Source organism: Streptomyces zagrosensis (assembly GCF_014203645.1).
Classification (GTDB): Bacteria; Actinomycetota; Actinomycetes; order Streptomycetales; family Streptomycetaceae; genus Streptomyces; species Streptomyces zagrosensis.
Genome location: NZ_JACHJL010000002.1, coordinates 83,747 through 102,859, shown reverse-complemented (window position 1 = coordinate 102,859; position 19,113 = coordinate 83,747). Strand labels below are relative to the sequence as shown.

Sequence of the window (19,113 nt, the reverse complement as noted above, 5' to 3'; positions counted from 1 at the left end):
TCCTGCCGTCGATGTCGCGCGTGCTGCCGCCTGCTGCTGCCGCGCCGGACGCGTGCCGTACGGGCGTGTTGCCTTATGCCCGCCGCGTACGCCGTGCTTTGTGCGCCGTACGTCGCGCCGTGTACGCCCCGCCCGATGCGCTGTGCTGTGTCCGCCCTGCCGTTGTCCGCCCCGCCGCGTGTGCCCTGCCGCTGCGGTGGGCCCGACTGGTGGCTTGCCGGCCGCTGGTTTCCCCCCGCTGCCGTGCCGCGCCGGACTCTCCGCCCCGCCGAGAATAAGGGGCGCGCGCCGGAAAACAGCCTGCGCCTCACCCCCGGATCACGTCGTTTTTGGGTTCCGGTCCAGACCTGGCGGGGTTACGGCACAGCACGCTCCGGAAACCCGTCGGTAACCGTGTCATGGGGCGGTCTCCGCCCCACCGCTGGGGGTGTCAGACCGGTGCACCCACCTCCCCGCACACCCGCTTCGCGGCTCGCCCCCGCCCCGCCCGCCCCGCTCACCCCCGCCCCGCTCGCCCCGGCCCCGCCCGCCCCGCTCACCCCCGCCCCGCTCGCCCCGGCCCCGCCCGCCCTGCTCGCCCCCGCCCCGCCCGATCCGTCGCGTGGTGCTGGGGTCCCGGCAGTGTGTCCGGGGGCGTGGCGAGCGCCATACACAGTGCCGGTACCAGCCCAGCGCCGGTCTCCCTACGCTGATGGGGTCGGCACCCGGCGCCACCAAGCGTCCGCGCACCACCCGCACCGCGAACTACCGGCACCGAACTACCGGCAGCACGAACTATCGGCACCCGAACTATCGGCACCGCGAGCGATCGAGGTATTGAACGTGTCCACGCACTCTGCCCCCGCCCCCGACCCCGCCCCCGGACCTGCTGCCGATGCGCTCCAGCAGGAGCCGGGTGCGTACCCGTCCGGCGCGGCGGTCAAGGCCGCCGACCGCGCGCACGTCTTCCACTCCTGGTCCGCGCAGGGCCTGATCGACCCGCTGGCGATCGCTGGCGCCGAAGGCTCGTACTTCTGGGACTACGACGGCAAGCGCTACCTCGACTTCTCCTCGCAACTCGTGAACACCAACATCGGCCACCAGCACCCCAAGGTCGTGGCCGCGATTCAGGAGCAGGCCGCGAAGCTGTGCACGATCGCGCCCGGCTTCGCCGTGGACGTACGGTCCGAAGCGGCTCGGCTGGTCGCGCAGCGCACGCCAGGCGACCTGGACAAGATCTTCTTCACCAACGGTGGAGCCGAGGCGGTCGAGAACGCGGTACGGATGGCCCGGGTGCACACAGGGCGCCCCAAGGTGCTCGCCGCGTACCGCTCGTACCACGGGGCAACCTCCGCCGCGATCAACCTGACCGGCGACCCGCGCCGTTGGGCGTCGGACAGCGCATCGGCGGGCGTGGTGCACTTCTGGGCGCCCTTCCGCTACCGCTCGCCCTTCCACGCCGAGACCGAGGATCAGGAGCGCGACCGCGCGCTGCGCCATCTCGACGACACCATCGCCTTCGAGGGCCCGCAGACCATCGCCGCGATCATCTTGGAGACCGTGCCGGGGACCGCGGGAATCATGGTGCCGCCGGCCGGCTATCTGGCCGGGGTCCGGGAGATCTGCGACCGGTACGGGATCGTCTTCGTGTTGGACGAGGTGATGGCGGGCTTCGGACGCACGGGTCGCTGGTTCGCCGCCGATCACTGGGACATCACGCCCGACCTGCTGACCTTCGCGAAGGGCGTCAACTCCGGATACGTACCGCTCGGCGGCGTCGCCATCTCCGCTGAGATCGCCGCCACCTTCGACCAGCGGCCCTACCCCGGCGGGCTCACCTACTCCGGACATCCGCTGGCCTGTGCCTCCGCGGTCGCGACCATGAACGCGATGGCGGATGAGGGCATCGTGGAGAACGCCGCCGCGATCGGTGAGCGGGTCATCGGCCCCGGGCTGCGGGCGATCGCCGAGCGGCACCCCTCAGTTGGCGAGGTACGCGGCATGGGCGTCTTTTGGGCACTTGAGTTGGTACGCGACCAGGAGACCCGAGAGCCGTTGGTGCCGTACAACGCGAGTGGGCCAGCGAACCAGCCGATGGCCGATTTCGCCGCGGCGTGCAAGCGCGGTGGGCTGTGGCCGTTCGTGAACATGAACCGTACGCATGTGGTGCCGCCATGCACCGTCACCGAGTCGGAGGCGCAGGAGGGCCTGGCCCTCCTGGACGAGGCGCTCTCGGTGGCGGATGCGCACACCACTGCCTGACGGATGCTGCCGTTTGTCGGGGCCTGCCGCCTGTCGGGGCCTGATGCCTGGCAGAGCCTGCCGGTGTTCACTGGCTGCCGGTGGCCACTGGCGTAACGATCCCCACGAAATCCCACGAAGTTCTTCGCCAGACCGCCCATCCGTGGGCCAGAGCACTGCACTCCGTGCAACACCTCCACACTCCGCGCAACGGCCCTCGCATATCGTGATGCGAGGGCCGCCCGCATTTGTCCGCCGGCGTACGCGCCGGCGGACCCCCACACGACGCGCGCGGCCGTGGAAGGAGACGGACCCATGCCCGGCACCAGCCAGGTCAAGCGCAGCACGCTGCGGCAGCAGATAGCCGACGCGCTGCGTGACGAGGTGCTGGCGGGGCGGTTGCCGGCCGGACAGCAGTTCACGGTCAAGGAGATGGCGGAGCAGTACGGGGTCTCCGCGACGCCGGTCCGCGAGGCGCTGCTCGACCTGTGTGCACAGGGTCTACTCGATGTGGAAGAGCACCGGGGCTATCGGGTCCACGAGTTCACCATCGGCGACTACCGGGACATGGTCGAGGCACGCACGTTGATCGTGGAGGGCATGTTCCGGCGCTCGGTCGCCGCGGCTCTAGACACCACGACCCCGCAGGCGCTCGCGTCGGTGCGGCGCCGTGCCGAATCGGCCGAGCGCGCGGCGCGCGGCGGCGACCTCGACGTTCTCATCGGCTACGACCTGCGGTTTTGGCGTGAACTCAGCGGCCTGGTGGGCAACTCGTACATCTCGGGCATCTTGGAGAGGGTCCGCGTGCAGAGCTGGGTGTTCAGCGTGCCCTATCTGCGCCGCGCGGCGGATCTTCGCGGCCGGCTGTGGGCAGACCACTGCGAACTGGTGGAGGCGATCACCCGGCGCGATATCAAGGCCGCCGAAGAGATCGTGACCGCGTACAACGCGCACAGCATCATGCTCATCGAGTCGCTACCCGAACCAGGCTCCAAGGCCAGCTCCTGAGCGCGCTGCTCGGGACTCTTGAGTCTCGCGCCCATCCGCCCCGCAGGTCGCTGCAAGCCCTGGCGTCGCACCTGCGGGCCGGGGAATGCGCATCCGATCACGTACGGCACCCTTCGCGCAGCGGTGGCCGGGCATTACGCTGGCTCGACCGCCGCCAACGAGAGTGAGTACACGTGGCATGTGACCTCTGGCTGGTCCCGCTCGTCGATGTGCTGTGCCACAGTCCCGACAACCCGTTCGCGGAGGAGATCGCCGCGTACGACCAGGCACTTGACGAAGCCGGACTGCCCCCGGTGCCCGTCTTCGGCTACACACCCGGACTCTCCGGCGCGGTAGCGCCGATCGCAGGGTTCGACTATGACGCCTTGCACTATCTGCGCCGCGCCTATCTGTTGCGGGTTTGCGGACTCGAAGTGACCCCGATCGGTGAACTCGGGGGTGACTACGAACAGTTGCTGGAGATGTTCGAGAGTACGGCGCAACAGTCACATTTGGTCTGGCACTACGACCACGCCGGGGCGTACGTTCCGGTTGACTTCACCAGCCCGCTGTCCAACGACGGCCTCCTCGAAGGAGGTGGGCCCCTCGGTTCAAGCCATGGTCTGCTGCGGGAACTGCTGGAGGTCGGCCCGTCCTTGGGCATAGATCCGGCCAACCCGCCCGCGCCACCCGCCCCGCCGATCCGGCCCACCGATCTGGAGGAGCCGGCGGCCCCGATTCCGTACGAGGACAGCCCGTTCGCCCGAGAACGGCACGTATGGCTGTCGCTGCACGCCGCCGCGACCCGCAGCCTGGGTCAGGGCTCGATGATCGTCTTCAGTTGAGCGCCGCCCGCAGGGGTGGCCGGGTGCGGCTCGCACGGCCGGTCCCACGGGCCGGCGAACTGCCCGTCCGACGAACCACTTGGTTTTCGGAAGTCTCGGGGTTTTTGGAGTTTTCGGAGGAGTGGTACGCGGCCGAGTCCGGTCAGCGGGGAGACTCCGGTGGGCGCTGCCGTGGCATGTTGGGCCGGGTGCCCGGCGGCATCAGCAGCCGACTCGTGGGGGCGCTGGCATCCGGGCGCGCGCTCCACACCAGCGACTGCGTACACAGCGGCGCGGCACTCGACCCGAATTGGACCATCCAGTCCGCTGTTTCGGCCCGTACCAGCTCCGTCACGTCGTCCGAAAAGCGCCGCAGCACTCCCAGACAGCGTTCCGCCGCCTCACTCGCGGTGCCTTCCGTGGGGCCGAGCACCTCGCGCACGTTCTCTACAGCCCAGTCGAACTGAAGCGCCTCAAGCCGCCGTTGCACTGCTTGCGCCGTGGCCACGTCCCGCATCCAGCCGGAGGTAAGGCCAAAGAAACGATCACAGGCCAGGCAGGCGACGGCGGCGACAAGCGAGAGGCAGCCCCAGGCGGCACCGCCACCGAGCGTGTCGGTCAGCTCAAGCAGGGGGAGCACGCCGGCCGCAGTCGCCGCGAGCGCGGCACCGGTGCGCAGCGTGCGGGCGGCGCGCCGCTTCCAGGCCCGGTCGGCGAGATACCAGTTGGCAGCGCGTAGCGCGCCGTCCTGCGCCCAGTGGTAGAGCTCTTCGAGGCGTTCCGTCGGCTCGCCCCAGTCGCCGAGCGGAAACGGGCGCCCCAGCAGATCGGCGGGCCGCCGGTCCGGCGCTTCTTTGCGGCTGGGCACACCGTGGCTGGGCACACCGCCGCTGGGCGCACCGCCGCCGGGCACGCCGCCGGCCTGCTGCCCGGACCACCCGCCCGGCCACCGCTCGTGCGGCGATCCGTCGTCGGGGCCCGGAGGCCAGGGACCGCCGCCGGCCCCTGGGTCGCCTGGGTCGCCTGGCCCACCGGGTTCACCGGAGCCACCGTGGCCGCCGGGACTGCCGTGACCATCGTGGCCGCCGGGGCCACCTGGCGTGCCTGGGCCGCAGCCGGACCCACCCGACCCATCGGCCGCGCCTGTCTCGCCTGCCCTGCCTGTCCCGTTCGCCCCGCCTTCGCCGCGCGGAAGCCCCTCCGGTCGCATCTCCGGCTGACTCACCCGTGCACTCCCTGCGTGATGGCTGGCTGCGTACTGACTGGCTCTTCGGCCCATCGCCTGTCGCCTGACGTCCAGGCCCGTGAGCCCGTAAACCCGTGAACCCGTAAACCCGTAAATCTGTATGTCTGCGTTGGTACGACGGCGTCTGTACTGGGCCACGCTCAGTCATCCTCCTACCGCCGAACGGCTGGCGTAGCGCACGGGATGGAGACCTTCCCTCGCAGAATCGGGCTAGAAGCGGCGTTACGTCGAATATCGGGTCAGGGTCGCTCTCACTCGAAAGAGTGGCCAGCCGCCCGGTGAGGCATCGCCCGGCAACCCTCCGCGCCTCGATCGCCCTAGCCCGGCCTCTCTCGTAACGGACAGCGGCGCGACCTTGTTACGGATCGAGCGGCGATCCGTCATCGGCGATCCGTGATCGAGCAGCAGGCGGGGAGCGCGTGGGGGCGAGTGGAAGCCGCGACGCAGGGGCGTGCGAGCGGGTGTGTAGGGGACGGGGCGTACAGGGCGTAAGGGGCGGGGCGTACGGGCCGGGGGTGGGCGCCGGCGCGGGCATCGGGGCGCGTACCGGGTGCGCGGGGGCCACCTGTGGCGCCCTTGCGCACGGGCCCTGGGATCGGGGGCCGGACCGTGGGTTTAGGGCAGTCGTGGCCGCGGCGTTTAGGGTGAGCCCGTGAAGGTCCTCGTCATCGGCGGCGGCGCCCGCGAACACGCCCTGTGCCGCTCACTCTCTCTCGACCCCGACGTCACCGCCCTGCACTGCGCGCCGGGCAATGCCGGCATCGCCGAGGTCGCCGAGCAGCACTCGGTGGATGTCCTCGATGGTGCCGCGGTTGCCGGGCTCGCCAGCACGCTCGGCGCGGACCTTGTGATCGTCGGCCCCGAGGCGCCGCTGGTCGCCGGGGTCGCCGACGCGGTGCGCGAACGCGGCATCGCGTGCTTCGGGCCGTCCGCCGCTGCGGCCGAGCTTGAAGGGTCCAAGGCGTTCGCCAAGGACGTGATGGCCGCCGCGGGCGTGCCCACGGCGCGTAGCTACGTCTGTGTCGACGCGGCCGAGGTCGATGAGGCATTGGACGCTTTCGGCCCGCCGTACGTCGTCAAGGACGACGGGCTCGCGGCCGGAAAGGGCGTCGTGGTCACGCCCGACCTCGCCGTCGCCCGCGCGCATGCGTTGGCCTGCGACCGGGTCGTCATCGAGGAGTTCCTCGACGGCCCCGAGGTCTCGCTCTTTGCCATCACCGACGGCGAGACCGTCCTCCCGCTTCAGCCGGCGCAGGACTTCAAGCGCGCTTACGACGGTGACGAGGGCCCCAACACCGGCGGCATGGGCGCGTACTCGCCGCTGCCGTGGGCGGACCCCAAGCTCACGGATGAGGTGCTCGCCACCGTTCTTCAGCCCACGGTGGACGAACTGCGCCACCGGGGCACGCCGTTCGCCGGTCTGCTGTACGCGGGGCTCGCCATCACCTCGCGCGGTGTGCGGGTCATCGAGTTCAACGCCCGCTTCGGTGACCCGGAGACCCAGGTCGTACTGGCCCGCCTCAAGACACCGCTCGCCGGCGTGCTGTTGCGGGCCGCGACCGGCACGCTGGAGATGGAGCCCCCGTTGCGGTGGAGCGACGGCGCGGCGGTCACCGTCGTCATTGCCTCGCACAACTATCCCGGCACGCCGCGTACCGGCGACCCCATCACGGGTCTGGCCGAGGCCGCCGAGCGCGAGAAGGCGTACGTTTTGCACGCGGGCACCCAGCGCAATGACGCGGGCGACGTGGTGAGCGCTGGTGGGCGAGTGCTCTCTGTGACGGCCACCGGCTCGGACCTGGCCAAGGCGCGGGGGCGTGCGTACGGCGCGTTGGAACTGATCGCGCTGAAGGGCTCGCACTACAGGACGGACATCGCGGCCCGCGCGGCGCACCCTCAGTGACGCTCGCGCCCGTATCGATCGGTCTGCCGACCCGGCCGGCGCTTGCGTGAGCTGGCCGCTGCGGGCAGGGCCCGTTGGCCGGCTCCTGTCTCGGTTGCCGAGGTTTCGGCGCGGCGGCCCGCCTCCGCTGTGGTACTCCGGGGCGAGGTTCCGCTATCTGACCGGAATGGTTCCTACCGATGTGTGAAGCCATTCCATCGAGTGAGCGCCTCGCTATGTGGGTGACGTGTTTCCCGGGCCCCAACTAGTGTGCCGCGCAGACGCTCTGCGGCAACTGGCTCAGCGACCCCTCGCGCAGGCGAGAGTCCCTTCGGACACCGGCATTGCGGTGTCAGTCGCCGGTGCGACAGTGGTGGGTATGCACGCCGTCGGCGTCCGCTGTCGCACTCACCGCAGGGCAGTAGGGGGTGATCAGACTCATGGCAGATCCGGAAGCGAATACGCCCGGAGCCCGTGCGCGGGCCCTCGCGGTGCTGCGGGTGCGCGGGACTGCGCAGGCCGTGGCGCTGCTGCCGGCCGCCGTCGCCGTCGTGCTCATCGCGGGCGGCGCCACCGGCCATATCGGCGGCTCGGGCGCTGGGTGGCGGATGGCGCGCTGGGTGGCGGTCGGCGTCGCGGCACTGGCCCTTGTGGTGGCCGCGGGGGTGACGGCGGTCATCGCACGGGCGCGGCCCGCGTTGAGCCCCACCGTGCCCATTGCGGAGGCGAGGGCTCCGGATCTCTACCGGCTGGTGCGCGACCTAGCGGACCAGCTCGATGTGCCCCCGCCATCGGCCATAGCCCTCACGCCTGACTGCGACAGCTGGCTTGAGGACCGTACGCACCGCGCCCAGCGACCGCGCCGAGCGCGGGCGCGAGCCGGGGCGGACGGTTCGGCCCAAGGCGGCGGGCGCGAGCGCCGCACGCCAACGGCTCCGGTGCTGGTGATCGGCTCGCCGTTCCTGTGGTGGATGCGAGTCGCCGAGCTACGCGCGTTGCTCGCCCCGGTAGTAGCGGGCACGGGCCCGGCCGCGCACCCCGACATCGCCGCCGCCCGCCGCTTCGTGCGCGGCCTGGACGCCGCCGCGGCGGTTGCCGCACGGGGCAACCACCCGATGGCAGACACCTTTACGGACACTTTTACGGACACGTGTCCGTACCCGGATACGGACACCCACACGGATTCCCCTACGGGCGCCCCCACGGACGCAGGCCCCTACCCAGCTTCGTACCCGGCTTCGTACCCGGGGGCGGATGCTGACCAGGAGCCGGACGCGGACCCCGGCTGGGCCGCCGGTGCAAGCCCGGCGGCCGGCCCGCGCGAAGCGGAGCCGGCGCGCGCCCCGTATGCGGAGGAACCGGCCCCCGCCCCGTACGCCACCGCTCCCAGCGATCCGTACGCCGTGGGGGAGGCGGAGCCGCCGCATCGGACGGACGGCGGCGTGGCCGATGGCGGGCCGGGGCCCGATGGCGGCGCGCGGTTGCGAGCGCCCGGCCGGCCGGGGCCGCTGGCTGCCCTGGGCAGGGCCGTGCGGCGGCCGGGACTCGCCTTCGTCGGCTGGGTGGCCCGCATGCTGCTGCGAGCCTGCCGGGATCACGCCGCCGAGATGGAACGGGGCGTGGCTGCCGCCGCCTCGCAGCGGGCACAGGGCGTGGACTACGGGCTGCGCATCGTTGCTCAGGAGCAGGTGGGCCTCGCGTACGCGGGCTGGGACCGGTTGCTGACCCGGGTGGCGCTGCCCGCCTGGCGCATGGGCCGCTGGCCGTCCCGGCTCGACGCAGGCGTGGTGGCGGCCCTCACCGAACTGTCCCGCCGCGACCGGCTCGCGGAAGGCTTCGCCTCCCGCCTGGGCGAGCGGCCCGCCTGCGATCTCCTGGAGGAGCCGGGCGCCATCGACGAGGCGACCTCGCTGCTCGCGGCCCGCCTGTTCCACGGCGGCCCCTCGGCGCCGGGCCCGGATTGGTCGCCGGTCGATTGGGGCCAGTATCCGGAGGAGGTCGTGGACCGAAAATGGCGCACGGAGGCGGCCCGGCTGCACACCGCGCTGGACACCCTCCCGCGGCGCGTCGCCAGCCCAGCCCCCTACGACCCGGTCAGCCCTGCCCACCCGCTGCTGCCTGGCACGGGCCCCTCGGCCGCCCCCGGTCTTGCATCTGACGTACCCGACCTCGGCGCCGAGCCCACGCTGGACCGGGTCCTTGACCGACTGAGCGTGCCCGGCGGGGCGGATGGTGATCCGGAGGGGATGGCCGAGCGGTTGGCCGCGCGGCTCACCTCCGCGCTGGCCCGTGAAGAGGCCGCGCAACGCCAGACGGCGGCTTCGGATGGCATGGCGGCGGGCCCCGCGGCGGCCGGTCCTGGGACGGGCGGGGCCGGAGAACCATGGCTGGACGGCATCGTGCCGCTGTTCCCGCTGCAACCACCGCGTACGGGCCGTGAGCTGCTCGCCGACCATGTCACCGCAATGATCTGTTGCGCTGCCGTGGACACGGCGGGGGCCGCGCCCGGTCTCGACTGGCTCGACGGGCCTGTCCTCCTGGTGGACGGCCGCCGGCGGACGGACCTGGCCGCTCCCGTGCTCAGCCTCATCGAGGACGGCGACCCGGACCCGCTGCGCACCTGGCTCGGTGACGTCGGCGTCCGTCCGGACAAGCCGATCCGCCTGGTCTGACTCCACCTACCAGCCCCCTCGCTGGCTCACCCCTCACTGGTCTGACCTTCACCCCCACTGCTGGGCGTGACCCGCTACACCAGGTACCGCAGGGGGCGCCCGCCGCTGCTTCCTGCCCCCGGCTCGCGCCGTGGTGTCCACCAACTGCCCCGAGGGCACCACCAGGGCGCCCCCGCCGTGCGGGCTGCGCGCGGTACGCGGACCCCACCCCATCGACTCTGCCGCCGCGCCCACCGCGGTCCAGGCCCCCCACCAGCCGCTTTACCCCCACCAATCGCTCCGCTCCCATCAACCGTTCCGGTGCCCGCGGGTCGCCGCAGAACGGCGCGCCCCCCAGCCCGCGCGGTGGCCGCAAGCGGTTTCACAGGGGCGCGACTCTCAGTAACGCAGCGCGCACGCCTCGCCGGGCATCGATCCGCCGGTTCCCTATGTCATTCCGCGACGAACAGTGATGGTGTGGGCGCGAAATGTGATGTGCTGGGATCGGTTGTTGTCATCCGGAGGGGCAAGCGCGGTGGCCAGCAGGCGGCCGGCCGGTGGGACGGAACGTTTCGCATCGGGTAACGGGGAGTGAGGTATTCCCGTACGGGCCCGGTTCGCATCCATCCGCCAGCACGACGCGCGCAGTCGTGCGGACGCGCACGCGGATGCGGTAGGCAGGGGAGGGATCGAACGTGGGCACGGAGCACATCCGGCGCTGGGAGTCCGGCGCCCTCGCACACGCCGTCTCGGACCCGTTCGGCCAGGGCCCGCTGCCCTGGCTGCGGGGGAGTGAGCACTACTTCGACGACACCGGGCATGTGGTGCCCTGGTACGTGGACCATGTGGACGCGCCCGGCGCGACCACCTTCCCGCTGCCCCGCGCATACGCCGCGGGCTCCGGCGCCGCGGGCGCGGAAGGGGCAGACAGCCGGTTGAACGCCCGCTGGGGCGCGTACGCCGCCGCACGCCGCATGGGCCGCGCGGGACACCGCAGCGGCCCCCGGATGGCCGACGACGTGCAGCGGCAGATCAAAGGATTCGCCTCCGTCGGCGCCGTGGCGCCAGGCGAAGCCATCGACTTCCGGGTGACCGTCAACCCGCCCCAAGAGTTCAGCGTGGATATCTACCGCATCGGTCACTACGCCGGTGAGAACGCCTCGAAGATCACCACCAGTCCGCGCCTGGCCGGCATCGTCCAACCCACCCCGCTCGCCGCCGACCGCACCGTCTCCTGCCACCATTGGTGGCTCTCCTGGCGGCTCCAGGTCCCCTCGTACTGGCAAGTGGGCGCGTACGTCGCGGTCCTCACCACCCTCGACGGCTACCACCGCAGCCACATCCCGTTCACGGTGCGCGACCAGGACCCGGCCGATTTGCTGCTCGTGCTGCCCGATGTCACCTGGCAGGCGTACAACCTCTACCCCGAAGACGGCAGGGCCGGCGCCAGTTTCTACCACGCGTGGGATGAGAAGGGGCGGCTACTCGGTGAGGAGGAGGCGGCCACCACGTTGTCCTTTGACCGCCCGTACGCGAGTGCCGGCTTGCCGCTGCACGTCGGGCACGCCTACGACTTCATCCGCTGGGCCGAGCGCTACGGGTACGACATCGCCTACGCCAACACCCTCGATCTGCACGCGGGTCGCATCGATGCGACGAAATATCGGGGCCTGGTGTTCCCCGGACACGACGAATATTGGTCCGTTCCCATGCGCCGCGCGACCGAACGCGCCCGCGACAGCGGCACCTCGCTGGTCTTCCTCTCCGCCAACACCATGTACTGGCAAGTGGTGTTGACCCCATCCCCGGCGGGTAGCGACCGGCTGTTGTCGTGCCATAAGCGCCGCGGCCCCGGAAAGACCGCGCTTTGGCGTGAGATGGCCAGCCCTGAGCAGCAGTTGATCGGCATCCAGTACGCGGGCCGAGTGCCCGAGCCGTCCCCGCTGGTCGTGCGCAACGCCGACCACTGGCTGTGGGAGGCGACGGGCGCCGGGGAAGGGGACGAACTGCCGGGCCTGGTCGCCGGCGAGGCCGATCGTTACTTCCCGCGGACGAGCCTGCCGCAGCACATCCGCCGCATCCTGCTCGCGCACTCCCCGTACCAAGACAGCGAGGGCGTGCTGCGCCACCAGGAGACCTCGCTGTACCGCGCGCCGAGTGGCGCCCTGGTCTTCGCGTCCGGCACCTTCGCCTGGTCACCCGGGCTCGATCGGCCCGGCCATGTGGACACCAGAATCCAGCGGGCCACGGCAAACCTGCTGGACCGCATCTGCAAACGCGACTGACCCACGGGGCCCCGGGCCACCCGCTCGGCGCGGCGCTCGACCGCGCACGGGCGCCGACCCTCCGTGGGCACCTGCCGACCGTGGGCGCCGACCGTCCGTAGGCACCCGCCGACCGTGGCGGCCGGGGCGCCCGCCGAGCGTGGCGGCCGGGGCATCCCGAGTGCGGTGGCAGGGGCCCAGGTCTGCCGCTCATGGCCCGATACGCGAGAATCGAGGTTCTTGGACCAACCACCGGGAGGAACCGTGTCCGGATTCGTCGAGAAGCCCGAGCCCGCGCAGGTGTCGGGCCTGGTGCATCTGCACACCGGAAAGGTTCGCGATCTCTACCAGAACGCGTCCGGTGAGCTGGTGATGGTGGCCAGCGACCGGACCTCTGCGTACGACTGGGTGCTGCCCACCGAGATCCCGGACAAGGGCAGGGTCCTCACCCAGCTCTCCCTGTGGTGGTTCGACCAGCTTGCCGACCTGATGCCCAGCCACGTCCTGCGCTCCTGCAACACCCCGGCCGAGCTGCCCGATGGCGCCCCCGACGACTGGGCGGGCCGCACCCTGGTGTGCAAGTCGCTACAGATGCTCCCGGTGGAGTGCGTCGCCCGCGGCTACCTGGCCGGCTCGGGCCTGATCGAGTACGAGGCGAACCGCACCGTCTGCGGCCTGGCCCTCCCCGAAGGCCTGCGTAACGGCTCCGAACTGCCCGCCCCCATCTTCACGCCGGCCACCAAGGCCGCAGTCGGTGAGCACGACGAGAACGTCAGCTACGAGGAGGTCGCACGCCAGGTCGGCGCCGAGACCGCCACCGAGCTGCGTCAGGCCACTCTCGCCGTGTACAGCAGGGCCCGCGACGTCGCCCGTGAGCGGGGCATCATCCTCGCGGACACGAAGTTCGAGTTCGGCCACGATGGCGATCACCTCGTCCTCGCCGACGAGGTGCTGACCCCGGACTCCTCGCGCTTTTGGCCGGCGGACCTGTGGGAGCCGGGTCGGGACCAGCAGTCCTTCGACAAGCAGTTCATCCGTGACTGGCTCACCTCCCCGGCCTCCGGCTGGGACCGGGCAAGCGAGCAGCCCCCGCCGCAGCTCCCGGCCGAGATCGTCGAGCAGACCCGGGCGAAGTACGTGGAGGCGTACGAGCGCCTTACGGGCCTGAGCTGGGCGTAGCCCCTCCCGCTCGGCACCCAGCGACAGCCCCGGCCCCCGGGACCGCACCACTGCACGGCCCGGGGGACCCGGCGGCCAAGCTCGGTACCGTACGCCGAGCCATCGGGCACCCGAGGCGAGCGGCCGAGACGGCGCGCACGACACCACCAGACGGGGCTCATGGCCACCCAGACGGGGCTCATGGCACACCGAGCACCACGTGGCGCGCACGGCACACCACGCATCAAGCGCCGGCCCCCTCACACCGGCCACCTCACACCGGGCACCCACGACGAATAAGGCCCCCGGTCCTAGACCGGGGGCCTTCGCTGAGCGGACGACGAGGTTCGAACTCGCGACCTCAACCTTGGCAAGGTTGCGCTCTACCAACTGAGCTACGTCCGCACGCGCCGCGCGTTTCCGCGTGGTGCGGGTCCTACTATAGCCAACCCTGCGCGCGGGCGATGCGCGCTGCCGTATGCCTGTTCTCCGCACCCAGTTTCGCTGCCGCCGCCGAGAGGTAGTTGCGCACCGTTCCCTGGGTGAGCGAGGCGCGCTCAGCGATCTCGGTAACCGGCGCCCCGCCCTCCGCCAGTTCCAGCAATTCCGCCTCGCGCGCGGTCAGCGGCGAGTCGCCCGCACTGATCGCATCGGCCGCCAACTCCGGGTCAACGTAACGACTTCCGCTGTTCACCGCCCGGATGATCTCCGCCAACCGTTGCGCCGAGACCGTCTTGGGGACAAACCCCCGCACCCCTGCCGCCAACGCCCGCTTCAGATGGCCGGGCCGACCGTGACTGGTGACGATCATGGTGCGGCAACCCGGAAGTTCGGTCCGTAGCGATGTGGCCACCGCCACACCGTCGGAACCCGGCATCTGGAGATCGAGCACCGCCACATCGGGCCGGTGCGCCAGCGCCATCGCCAGGGCCTCGGGCCCGGACGCCGCCTCGGCGACGACTCGCAGGTCGTCCTCAAGCGCGAGCAGCGCCGTCAGCGCGCCCCGAATCAGATGCTCGTCGTCGGCGAGCAGCACCCGCACGTGTTCAGCTATGCCGGCCGACGTTGCCTCGCCGTCATTCACCGTCCGCCTTCCACCACCCACCGGACCCGCCCCCTTCGTACCTGCACCGCCTCGGCCCGCCCTGCCTCGGCTTGCCCCGTGTGCGTCTGCCCCGCCTCCGCGCTGCCCCGGGTCTCTATCGCACCCGTTGCCTTCATCGCCTTCATCGCCTTCGGCGCGTCTGGCGCGTCTGCTGCGTTCGCCGTATCTGCCGTATCTGCCGGCCCGGCCGTGGCCCGTAGTGGCACCCGTGCCGTTAGTCGGAACGCGTCGTCGGGGGCTGGGCCCGCGGTGAGCGTGCCGTGTACGGCGGCGAGGCGTTCGCGTAGACCGGTGAGGCCGGAGCCGTACGGTATCGAGCCCTGCGTTTCCCCGGAGAGCGCCGACGCGGCGGGCACCCCGTCGTTCTCCACGATGAGCAACGCAACCTCAGCGTCCTCCACCGCCCCGGCGCCCGGCACCTCGGTCGCCACCCCCACCACCACAGCCCCCGATTCCGGGTCCGACCCGGTGCCCGTCCCCGGCTGCCACCTGGCGCGCGGGCCCGTCACCCGCAGCGTCAGCACGCAGCGCTGCGCGTCCGCGTGCCGGAGCACATTGGTCGTCCCCTCGCGTACGACCCAGCCGAGAGCCGACTGCACGGCCTGCGATAGGCGTTCCCCACCCGCGTCCTCGATGCGGCAGTCCACTCCGGCGGCCCGCAGCACCGAGCGGGCCCCGGCGAGCTCGGTGTGCAGATCGGCCTCGCGATAGCCGCGCACCACCTCGCGGACCTCGCGCTGGGACTCCTGCGCGATCCGCTGGACCTCCGCCATGTGGTCAACCGCCGCCGGGGACCCGCGTCGCGCGAGCCGCACAGCCAGCTCACTCTTCAGGGCGATGACCGACAGATTGCGGCCGAGCACATCGTGCATGTCGCGGCCGAAGCGCAGCCGTTCCTCGGCCACCGCGAGTCGCGCCTGTACGTCTCTGGCCGCGTCCAATTCCGACATCGAGCGCAGTATCCACGCCGAGCAGCGCACGGTGATCAGCGCGAAGCAGCCGAGCAGCACGGTGACGAGCGCGGTCGCCGCCAGGGTTCTGGCGCTAGACCCCACCGCCGCGAACCCCACCAGCACACCGGTCGAGACACCGCCGTAGATCAGCACAAAGGTTCTTATCGGCACGGCCAGCGTGAGGGCGATGGCCAGCGGCCAGATGATCGCGGAAGCGACTTGGGCCAGCGACGGCGGATCGGTCAGGCGGCCCGTCGCCCCCAGCGTGGCCACCAAGGCCAACGCCACGGACACCGGTGCCGCCGTGCCCCACACCGCCCGCCACGGCGGGGCCGCTCCATTGACATAGTGCGCGAGGCCGTCTCGGATGGCCCAGCACGAGCACAGGCCCGCGAGGACGACAGCCGACGCGAGGGCCCAGCCGAGAGCCACCGCCATCCCGTCATCGGCCAAGCCATCAACCAACGAGCCGAGCGCCATCGCCAGCGAAAGCCAAGGGACCGCGTACAGGGTCCATCGGGTGAACAGGTCCACCTGCGCGAGCCTGCTCCGGCTACGCCAGCCACCCCGCACCCGGCGCCCGGAGAACCGTCCACCACGCGGCCAGCGAGCCCCCCGCTCCCCCGGCGCTCCCCGCTCACTCCGGTAGGCCCGCGCCCCCCAGCGCCAGCGTCCCGCGTCGTCGTCCCGAACGGCCCCGTGTCCTGAGCCCATCGCGTCCCCCCGAGCCCTCCCGCGGGCCACCTGGCCCTCCTCACACCGCACTCCCGACCGGCAGCTCGCCCGCACAGCACGCGCCCGCGCGCCCCCTTCGCCGGGGCACAACGGTCACCGTCGCGGTTCCCAGCGGAACCACCGTCGCACAGCGAACACCGAAAGCACCGCCCAGGCCACCGCCGTGATCAGCAGCTTCGTCACCTCACCCGAGTCAAGTGCACCCGTCCAGCCGCCCCGCAGCAGCTCGATCACCGCCGTCAGCGGCAGCAACTCGCACACCGCCGTTACGCGGTCCGGCATCACCTCCAGCGGTACGAAAAGTCCCGAGCCCATGAGCGAGACCATCAGCAGCGGCATCACGCTGACCTGCGCGGCCTCCGCCGAGTTGGTGACCGCAGCGGTCACAGCCGCCAGCGCCGTCAGCATCAGTACGCCGATCAGCAGGCCGATCAGCACCAGCGGTGGCGCTTCCGGTATCGCCACGCCCAGCAGCCACGCACTGCCCACGCCCAACACGAGGCACTGCACGAGCGCAACCACCACCGATGGCAGTGCCGTACCGATGAGGATCTCCGTGTCGCTGAGCTCGCCACAGCGCAACCGCTTGAGCACCAACTCCTCACGCCGTACGACATAGGCGAGCACCAAGTTGGAGTAGACGGCGAACAGCAGGACGAAGCCGATCGCGCCAGGCAGCAAGACCGTCCCGGTGTCGAGGCCGGTGCCGTCCAGATCGAGCCCATCCACCGTGGATTTCACGGCACAGGTCAGCGCGATCGGCACACCGAGCGCCGTGAGCAGCGCTGCCTTGCTACGCCCGAGCAGCGTCAGTTCGGCCCGCGTCAGCGCGCGCAACCGCCGCCGACCCCCCGGCCCGCCAGAACCCAACCCGCCAGAACCCAGTCCTCCAAAACCCAGCCCCGCCACCTCGTCCTTGGCCACGTGCGCCACCTCGTGGCGCGCCTTGACACTCACCGCGCGCCCCTCTCCCCGCGCTCGCCAGCACTCACAGGCTCACCAGCACCGACATACTCACCAGCACCGACATGCTCACCAGGACCCACAGGCCCGACAGTTGATCCCCACCCCTGCTCGCGGCTCCGCTCTCTTGCGATGTGCAGGAACGCCTCCTCCAATGAGGCCGACCGGGCATCAAGGGCCGCCAACTCGACCCGTGCGTCCCGGGCCCACAACAGCAGTCCGGTCGCGGCGCGCTGGAGATCGGGGGTGCGCAGCCGAACCGTTCTGCCCGCCGTTTCGTGCTCCGTGACCCCCAGCTCGGAGAGCGGTGGCAGATCTCCGACGAAGTAGCCATCGGGAAGCCGGAAGGAGAGCTGCGACGGCCGCTGGCCCACGATGTCGCTGACGCTCCCCGCGGCAGCGATCCGGCCCTCGTGCAAAATCGCGAGCCGATCCGCCAACTCCTCGGCCTCTTCCAGATAGTGGGTGGTCAGCAGCACCGTCGTACCGGCGTCCCGCAACTCCCGCACCAGCTCCCATGTCTCGCGCCTGCCTTCGGCGTCGAGCCCGGTCGTCGGCTCGTCGAGGAACAGCACCTCGGGCTCGCCAAGGAGTGCGAGCGCAAGGTCGAGCCGCCGCCGCTCACCGCCAGAGAGCTGCTTGACGCGGACGTCACGCCGCTCCGCCAGCCCGACCCGCTCCAACGCGGGCATCTCCCGCCCCCGACCGACCACCCCGGCGCCCGTAAGCCCGCGCTCCGTAAGCCCGAGTCCTCCAAGCCCGCGCCCCGCAACGCGGCTGTTCCCAAGGTGGTCGCCCTTGCGCCGGCTTCCCCCTAGCCCATGTCCTCCGAGGCCCATTCCCCGAAAACCACTTCCGCCGCCACGCGAGGCCGCCCCCGCCCCGGTCCCGCTGGGCGCCGCGCGCCGCGCCCCCTCCGACCGGTCGAGCTCCCGCGCTCTGCTGGTGCACCCGGCCCACATACGTATCGTCTCGGCCACCGTCAGCTCCGCGGGAAAGCCGCCTTCCTGGAGCATCACGCCGATTCGGGGCCGGACCGCGGCCCGCTCGCGGTAGGGATCGTGGCCGAGGACCCGCACCTGCCCCCCGCTGGGTTGCGCCAGGCCCTCCAGCAGTTCGACGGTGGAGGTCTTGCCCGCCCCATTAGTGCCGAGGAGCGCGAAGAGTTCTCCGCGCCGCACGGAGAAGGAAACACCGCGCACTGCCTCGAACCCCCGCTCGCCGGCCGCGCCGTAGCGCCGCCGCAACCCCGTGACGTCGATCACGCTGCCGGTGCTGTCGCCGCTGCCATCGCCTTCATCGCCTTCCATGTGGCCAGCATTCCGGCGCCCGGCGTGCTCGGGCAGTGCCAGCTGTCATGAGAGTGAGATGACGAATGTCATCCGGCCTGGCCCGAGGGCCGGTACACGGTCCGGATGAAGTTGTCCGCTAGACCGTGTGCCGAACTGTGCGCCGCACACGCCACGCGGCAAGCCACACACGCCACGCGGCAAGCCGCATACCCCACACAGCAAACTGACGCTTGGCATGCATACGTCGCGTGCGACAGCTGATCGCTGTGCCTACCGCGCGTACGGCGACGGTTACTGCGCACACGGCGCGTACAACGCCGATCGCTGTGTCTACAGCGCGTATAAGCACGGTCACCACAGCGGTCACCCCATCAGTCACCCCATCAGTCACTACATCAGTCACTACATCAGTCACCACACAGGAACTCGCACGCCTTCGATTGCCGTGCGCACGACCCGTACGGCCTCGATTGCGCTGCTTACATATGCCGACGTCGCAGCATTCGCTGTGGCATATGGCGCGTGCGTTGGCCGCGGATACGACGAAGGCCCCGATCGCGATGATCGGGGCCTTCGTTACTTATCGCTGAGCGGACGACGAGATTCGAACTCGCGACCCTCACCTTGGCAAGGTGATGCTCTACCAACTGAGCTACGTCCGCGTTTGCTACCGACTAGCTTTCACCAATCGGCGCGAGGGCCACCCTACCTGATCGAATAGATCGGTAGGGCAGTGGAGCGGGTGACAGGGATCGCACACTGCGCCTCCCCCTTGGAAAGGGGGCGCTCTACTACTGAGCTACACCCGCATGATCGAAGTTCTGGGCTTTTCG

At 71.1% G+C, this 19,113-nt stretch carries 12 protein-coding genes and 3 tRNA genes; 7 read left to right on the top strand and 8 right to left on the bottom strand.

The genetic code is table 11. From position 1 onward, the window contains the following. Positions 1 to 822 precede the first annotated feature (822 nt). From FHS42_RS04100 to FHS42_RS04090, 3 genes are all read left to right on the top strand, one after another. Positions 823 to 2,241: an aspartate aminotransferase family protein gene (locus FHS42_RS04100; RefSeq protein ID WP_376772526.1), complete on the top strand. Its 1,419-nt coding sequence runs from the start codon at positions 823 to 825 to the stop codon at positions 2,239 to 2,241. A 294-nt stretch (positions 2,242 to 2,535) separates the two neighbouring features. Further along, complete coding sequence (locus FHS42_RS04095) at positions 2,536 to 3,228, top strand: GntR family transcriptional regulator (protein ID WP_184569150.1); 693 nt, start codon at positions 2,536 to 2,538, stop codon at positions 3,226 to 3,228. A gap of 173 nt (positions 3,229 to 3,401) precedes the next feature. After that, a complete protein-coding gene (locus tag FHS42_RS04090) occupies positions 3,402 to 4,052 on the top strand; it encodes a putative DNA-mimic protein (protein ID WP_184569149.1) in 651 nt (216 codons plus the stop codon). A gap of 142 nt (positions 4,053 to 4,194) precedes the next feature. Here the strand turns inward: FHS42_RS04090 and FHS42_RS36575 are convergent, their stop codons facing one another. Continuing rightward, on the bottom strand, positions 4,195 to 4,914 hold the full coding sequence (locus FHS42_RS36575) for an SLATT domain-containing protein (RefSeq protein WP_312866754.1): 720 nt from the start codon (positions 4,912 to 4,914) through the stop codon (positions 4,195 to 4,197). A 1,015-nt stretch (positions 4,915 to 5,929) separates the two neighbouring features. Between FHS42_RS36575 and purD the strand changes: the two genes are divergently transcribed. The 4 genes from purD (at position 5,930) to FHS42_RS04065 (ending at position 13,253) form a co-directional block, all read left to right on the top strand. Further along, positions 5,930 to 7,180, top strand: a complete 1,251-nt coding sequence (gene purD, locus FHS42_RS04080; RefSeq protein WP_184569148.1) for a phosphoribosylamine--glycine ligase — start codon at positions 5,930 to 5,932, stop codon at positions 7,178 to 7,180. Between the two features lie 419 nt (positions 7,181 to 7,599). Then, positions 7,600 to 9,831: a M48 family metalloprotease gene (locus tag FHS42_RS04075; protein WP_184569147.1), complete on the top strand. Its 2,232-nt coding sequence runs from the start codon at positions 7,600 to 7,602 to the stop codon at positions 9,829 to 9,831. 674 nt (positions 9,832 to 10,505) lie between these two features. After that, the gene (locus FHS42_RS04070; RefSeq protein WP_184569146.1) at positions 10,506 to 12,095 is read left to right on the top strand and encodes a N,N-dimethylformamidase beta subunit family domain-containing protein; all 1,590 of its coding nucleotides are present in this window, start codon (positions 10,506 to 10,508) and stop codon (positions 12,093 to 12,095) included. 243 nt (positions 12,096 to 12,338) lie between these two features. Then, positions 12,339 to 13,253 carry a phosphoribosylaminoimidazolesuccinocarboxamide synthase gene (locus FHS42_RS04065; RefSeq protein WP_184569145.1) on the top strand — a complete coding sequence of 305 codons (915 nt, stop codon included), beginning with the start codon at positions 12,339 to 12,341 and terminating at the stop codon, positions 13,251 to 13,253. 311 nt (positions 13,254 to 13,564) lie between these two features. Here FHS42_RS04065 and FHS42_RS04060 read toward each other — a convergent pair. The 7 genes from FHS42_RS04060 to FHS42_RS04030 all read right to left on the bottom strand — a co-directional run bounded on the left by FHS42_RS04060 (position 13,565) and on the right by FHS42_RS04030 (position 19,089). Beyond that, positions 13,565 to 13,637: transfer RNA gene (locus FHS42_RS04060), tRNA-Gly, on the bottom strand. Between the two features lie 34 nt (positions 13,638 to 13,671). Next, entirely contained in the window at positions 13,672 to 14,316 is a 645-nt protein-coding gene (locus FHS42_RS04055) for a response regulator transcription factor (protein WP_312866717.1), read from the bottom strand. Further along, positions 14,313 to 15,824, bottom strand: a complete 1,512-nt coding sequence (locus tag FHS42_RS04050) for a sensor histidine kinase (RefSeq protein ID WP_312866716.1) — start codon at positions 15,822 to 15,824, stop codon at positions 14,313 to 14,315. Before FHS42_RS04050 ends, FHS42_RS04055 begins: the two co-directional genes overlap by 4 nt. 294 nt (positions 15,825 to 16,118) lie before the next feature. Then, positions 16,119 to 16,982: an ABC transporter permease gene (locus FHS42_RS04045; RefSeq protein ID WP_312866715.1), complete on the bottom strand. Its 864-nt coding sequence runs from the start codon at positions 16,980 to 16,982 to the stop codon at positions 16,119 to 16,121. Next, the gene (locus FHS42_RS04040) at positions 16,979 to 18,298 is read right to left on the bottom strand and encodes an ABC transporter ATP-binding protein (protein ID WP_184569143.1); all 1,320 of its coding nucleotides are present in this window, start codon (positions 18,296 to 18,298) and stop codon (positions 16,979 to 16,981) included. Before FHS42_RS04040 ends, FHS42_RS04045 begins: the two co-directional genes overlap by 4 nt. Before the next feature lie 571 nt (positions 18,299 to 18,869). Continuing rightward, positions 18,870 to 18,942, bottom strand: a tRNA-Gly gene (locus FHS42_RS04035). Between the two features lie 72 nt (positions 18,943 to 19,014). Then, positions 19,015 to 19,089: transfer RNA gene (locus tag FHS42_RS04030), tRNA-Gly, on the bottom strand. Positions 19,090 to 19,113: the final 24 nt, after the last annotated feature.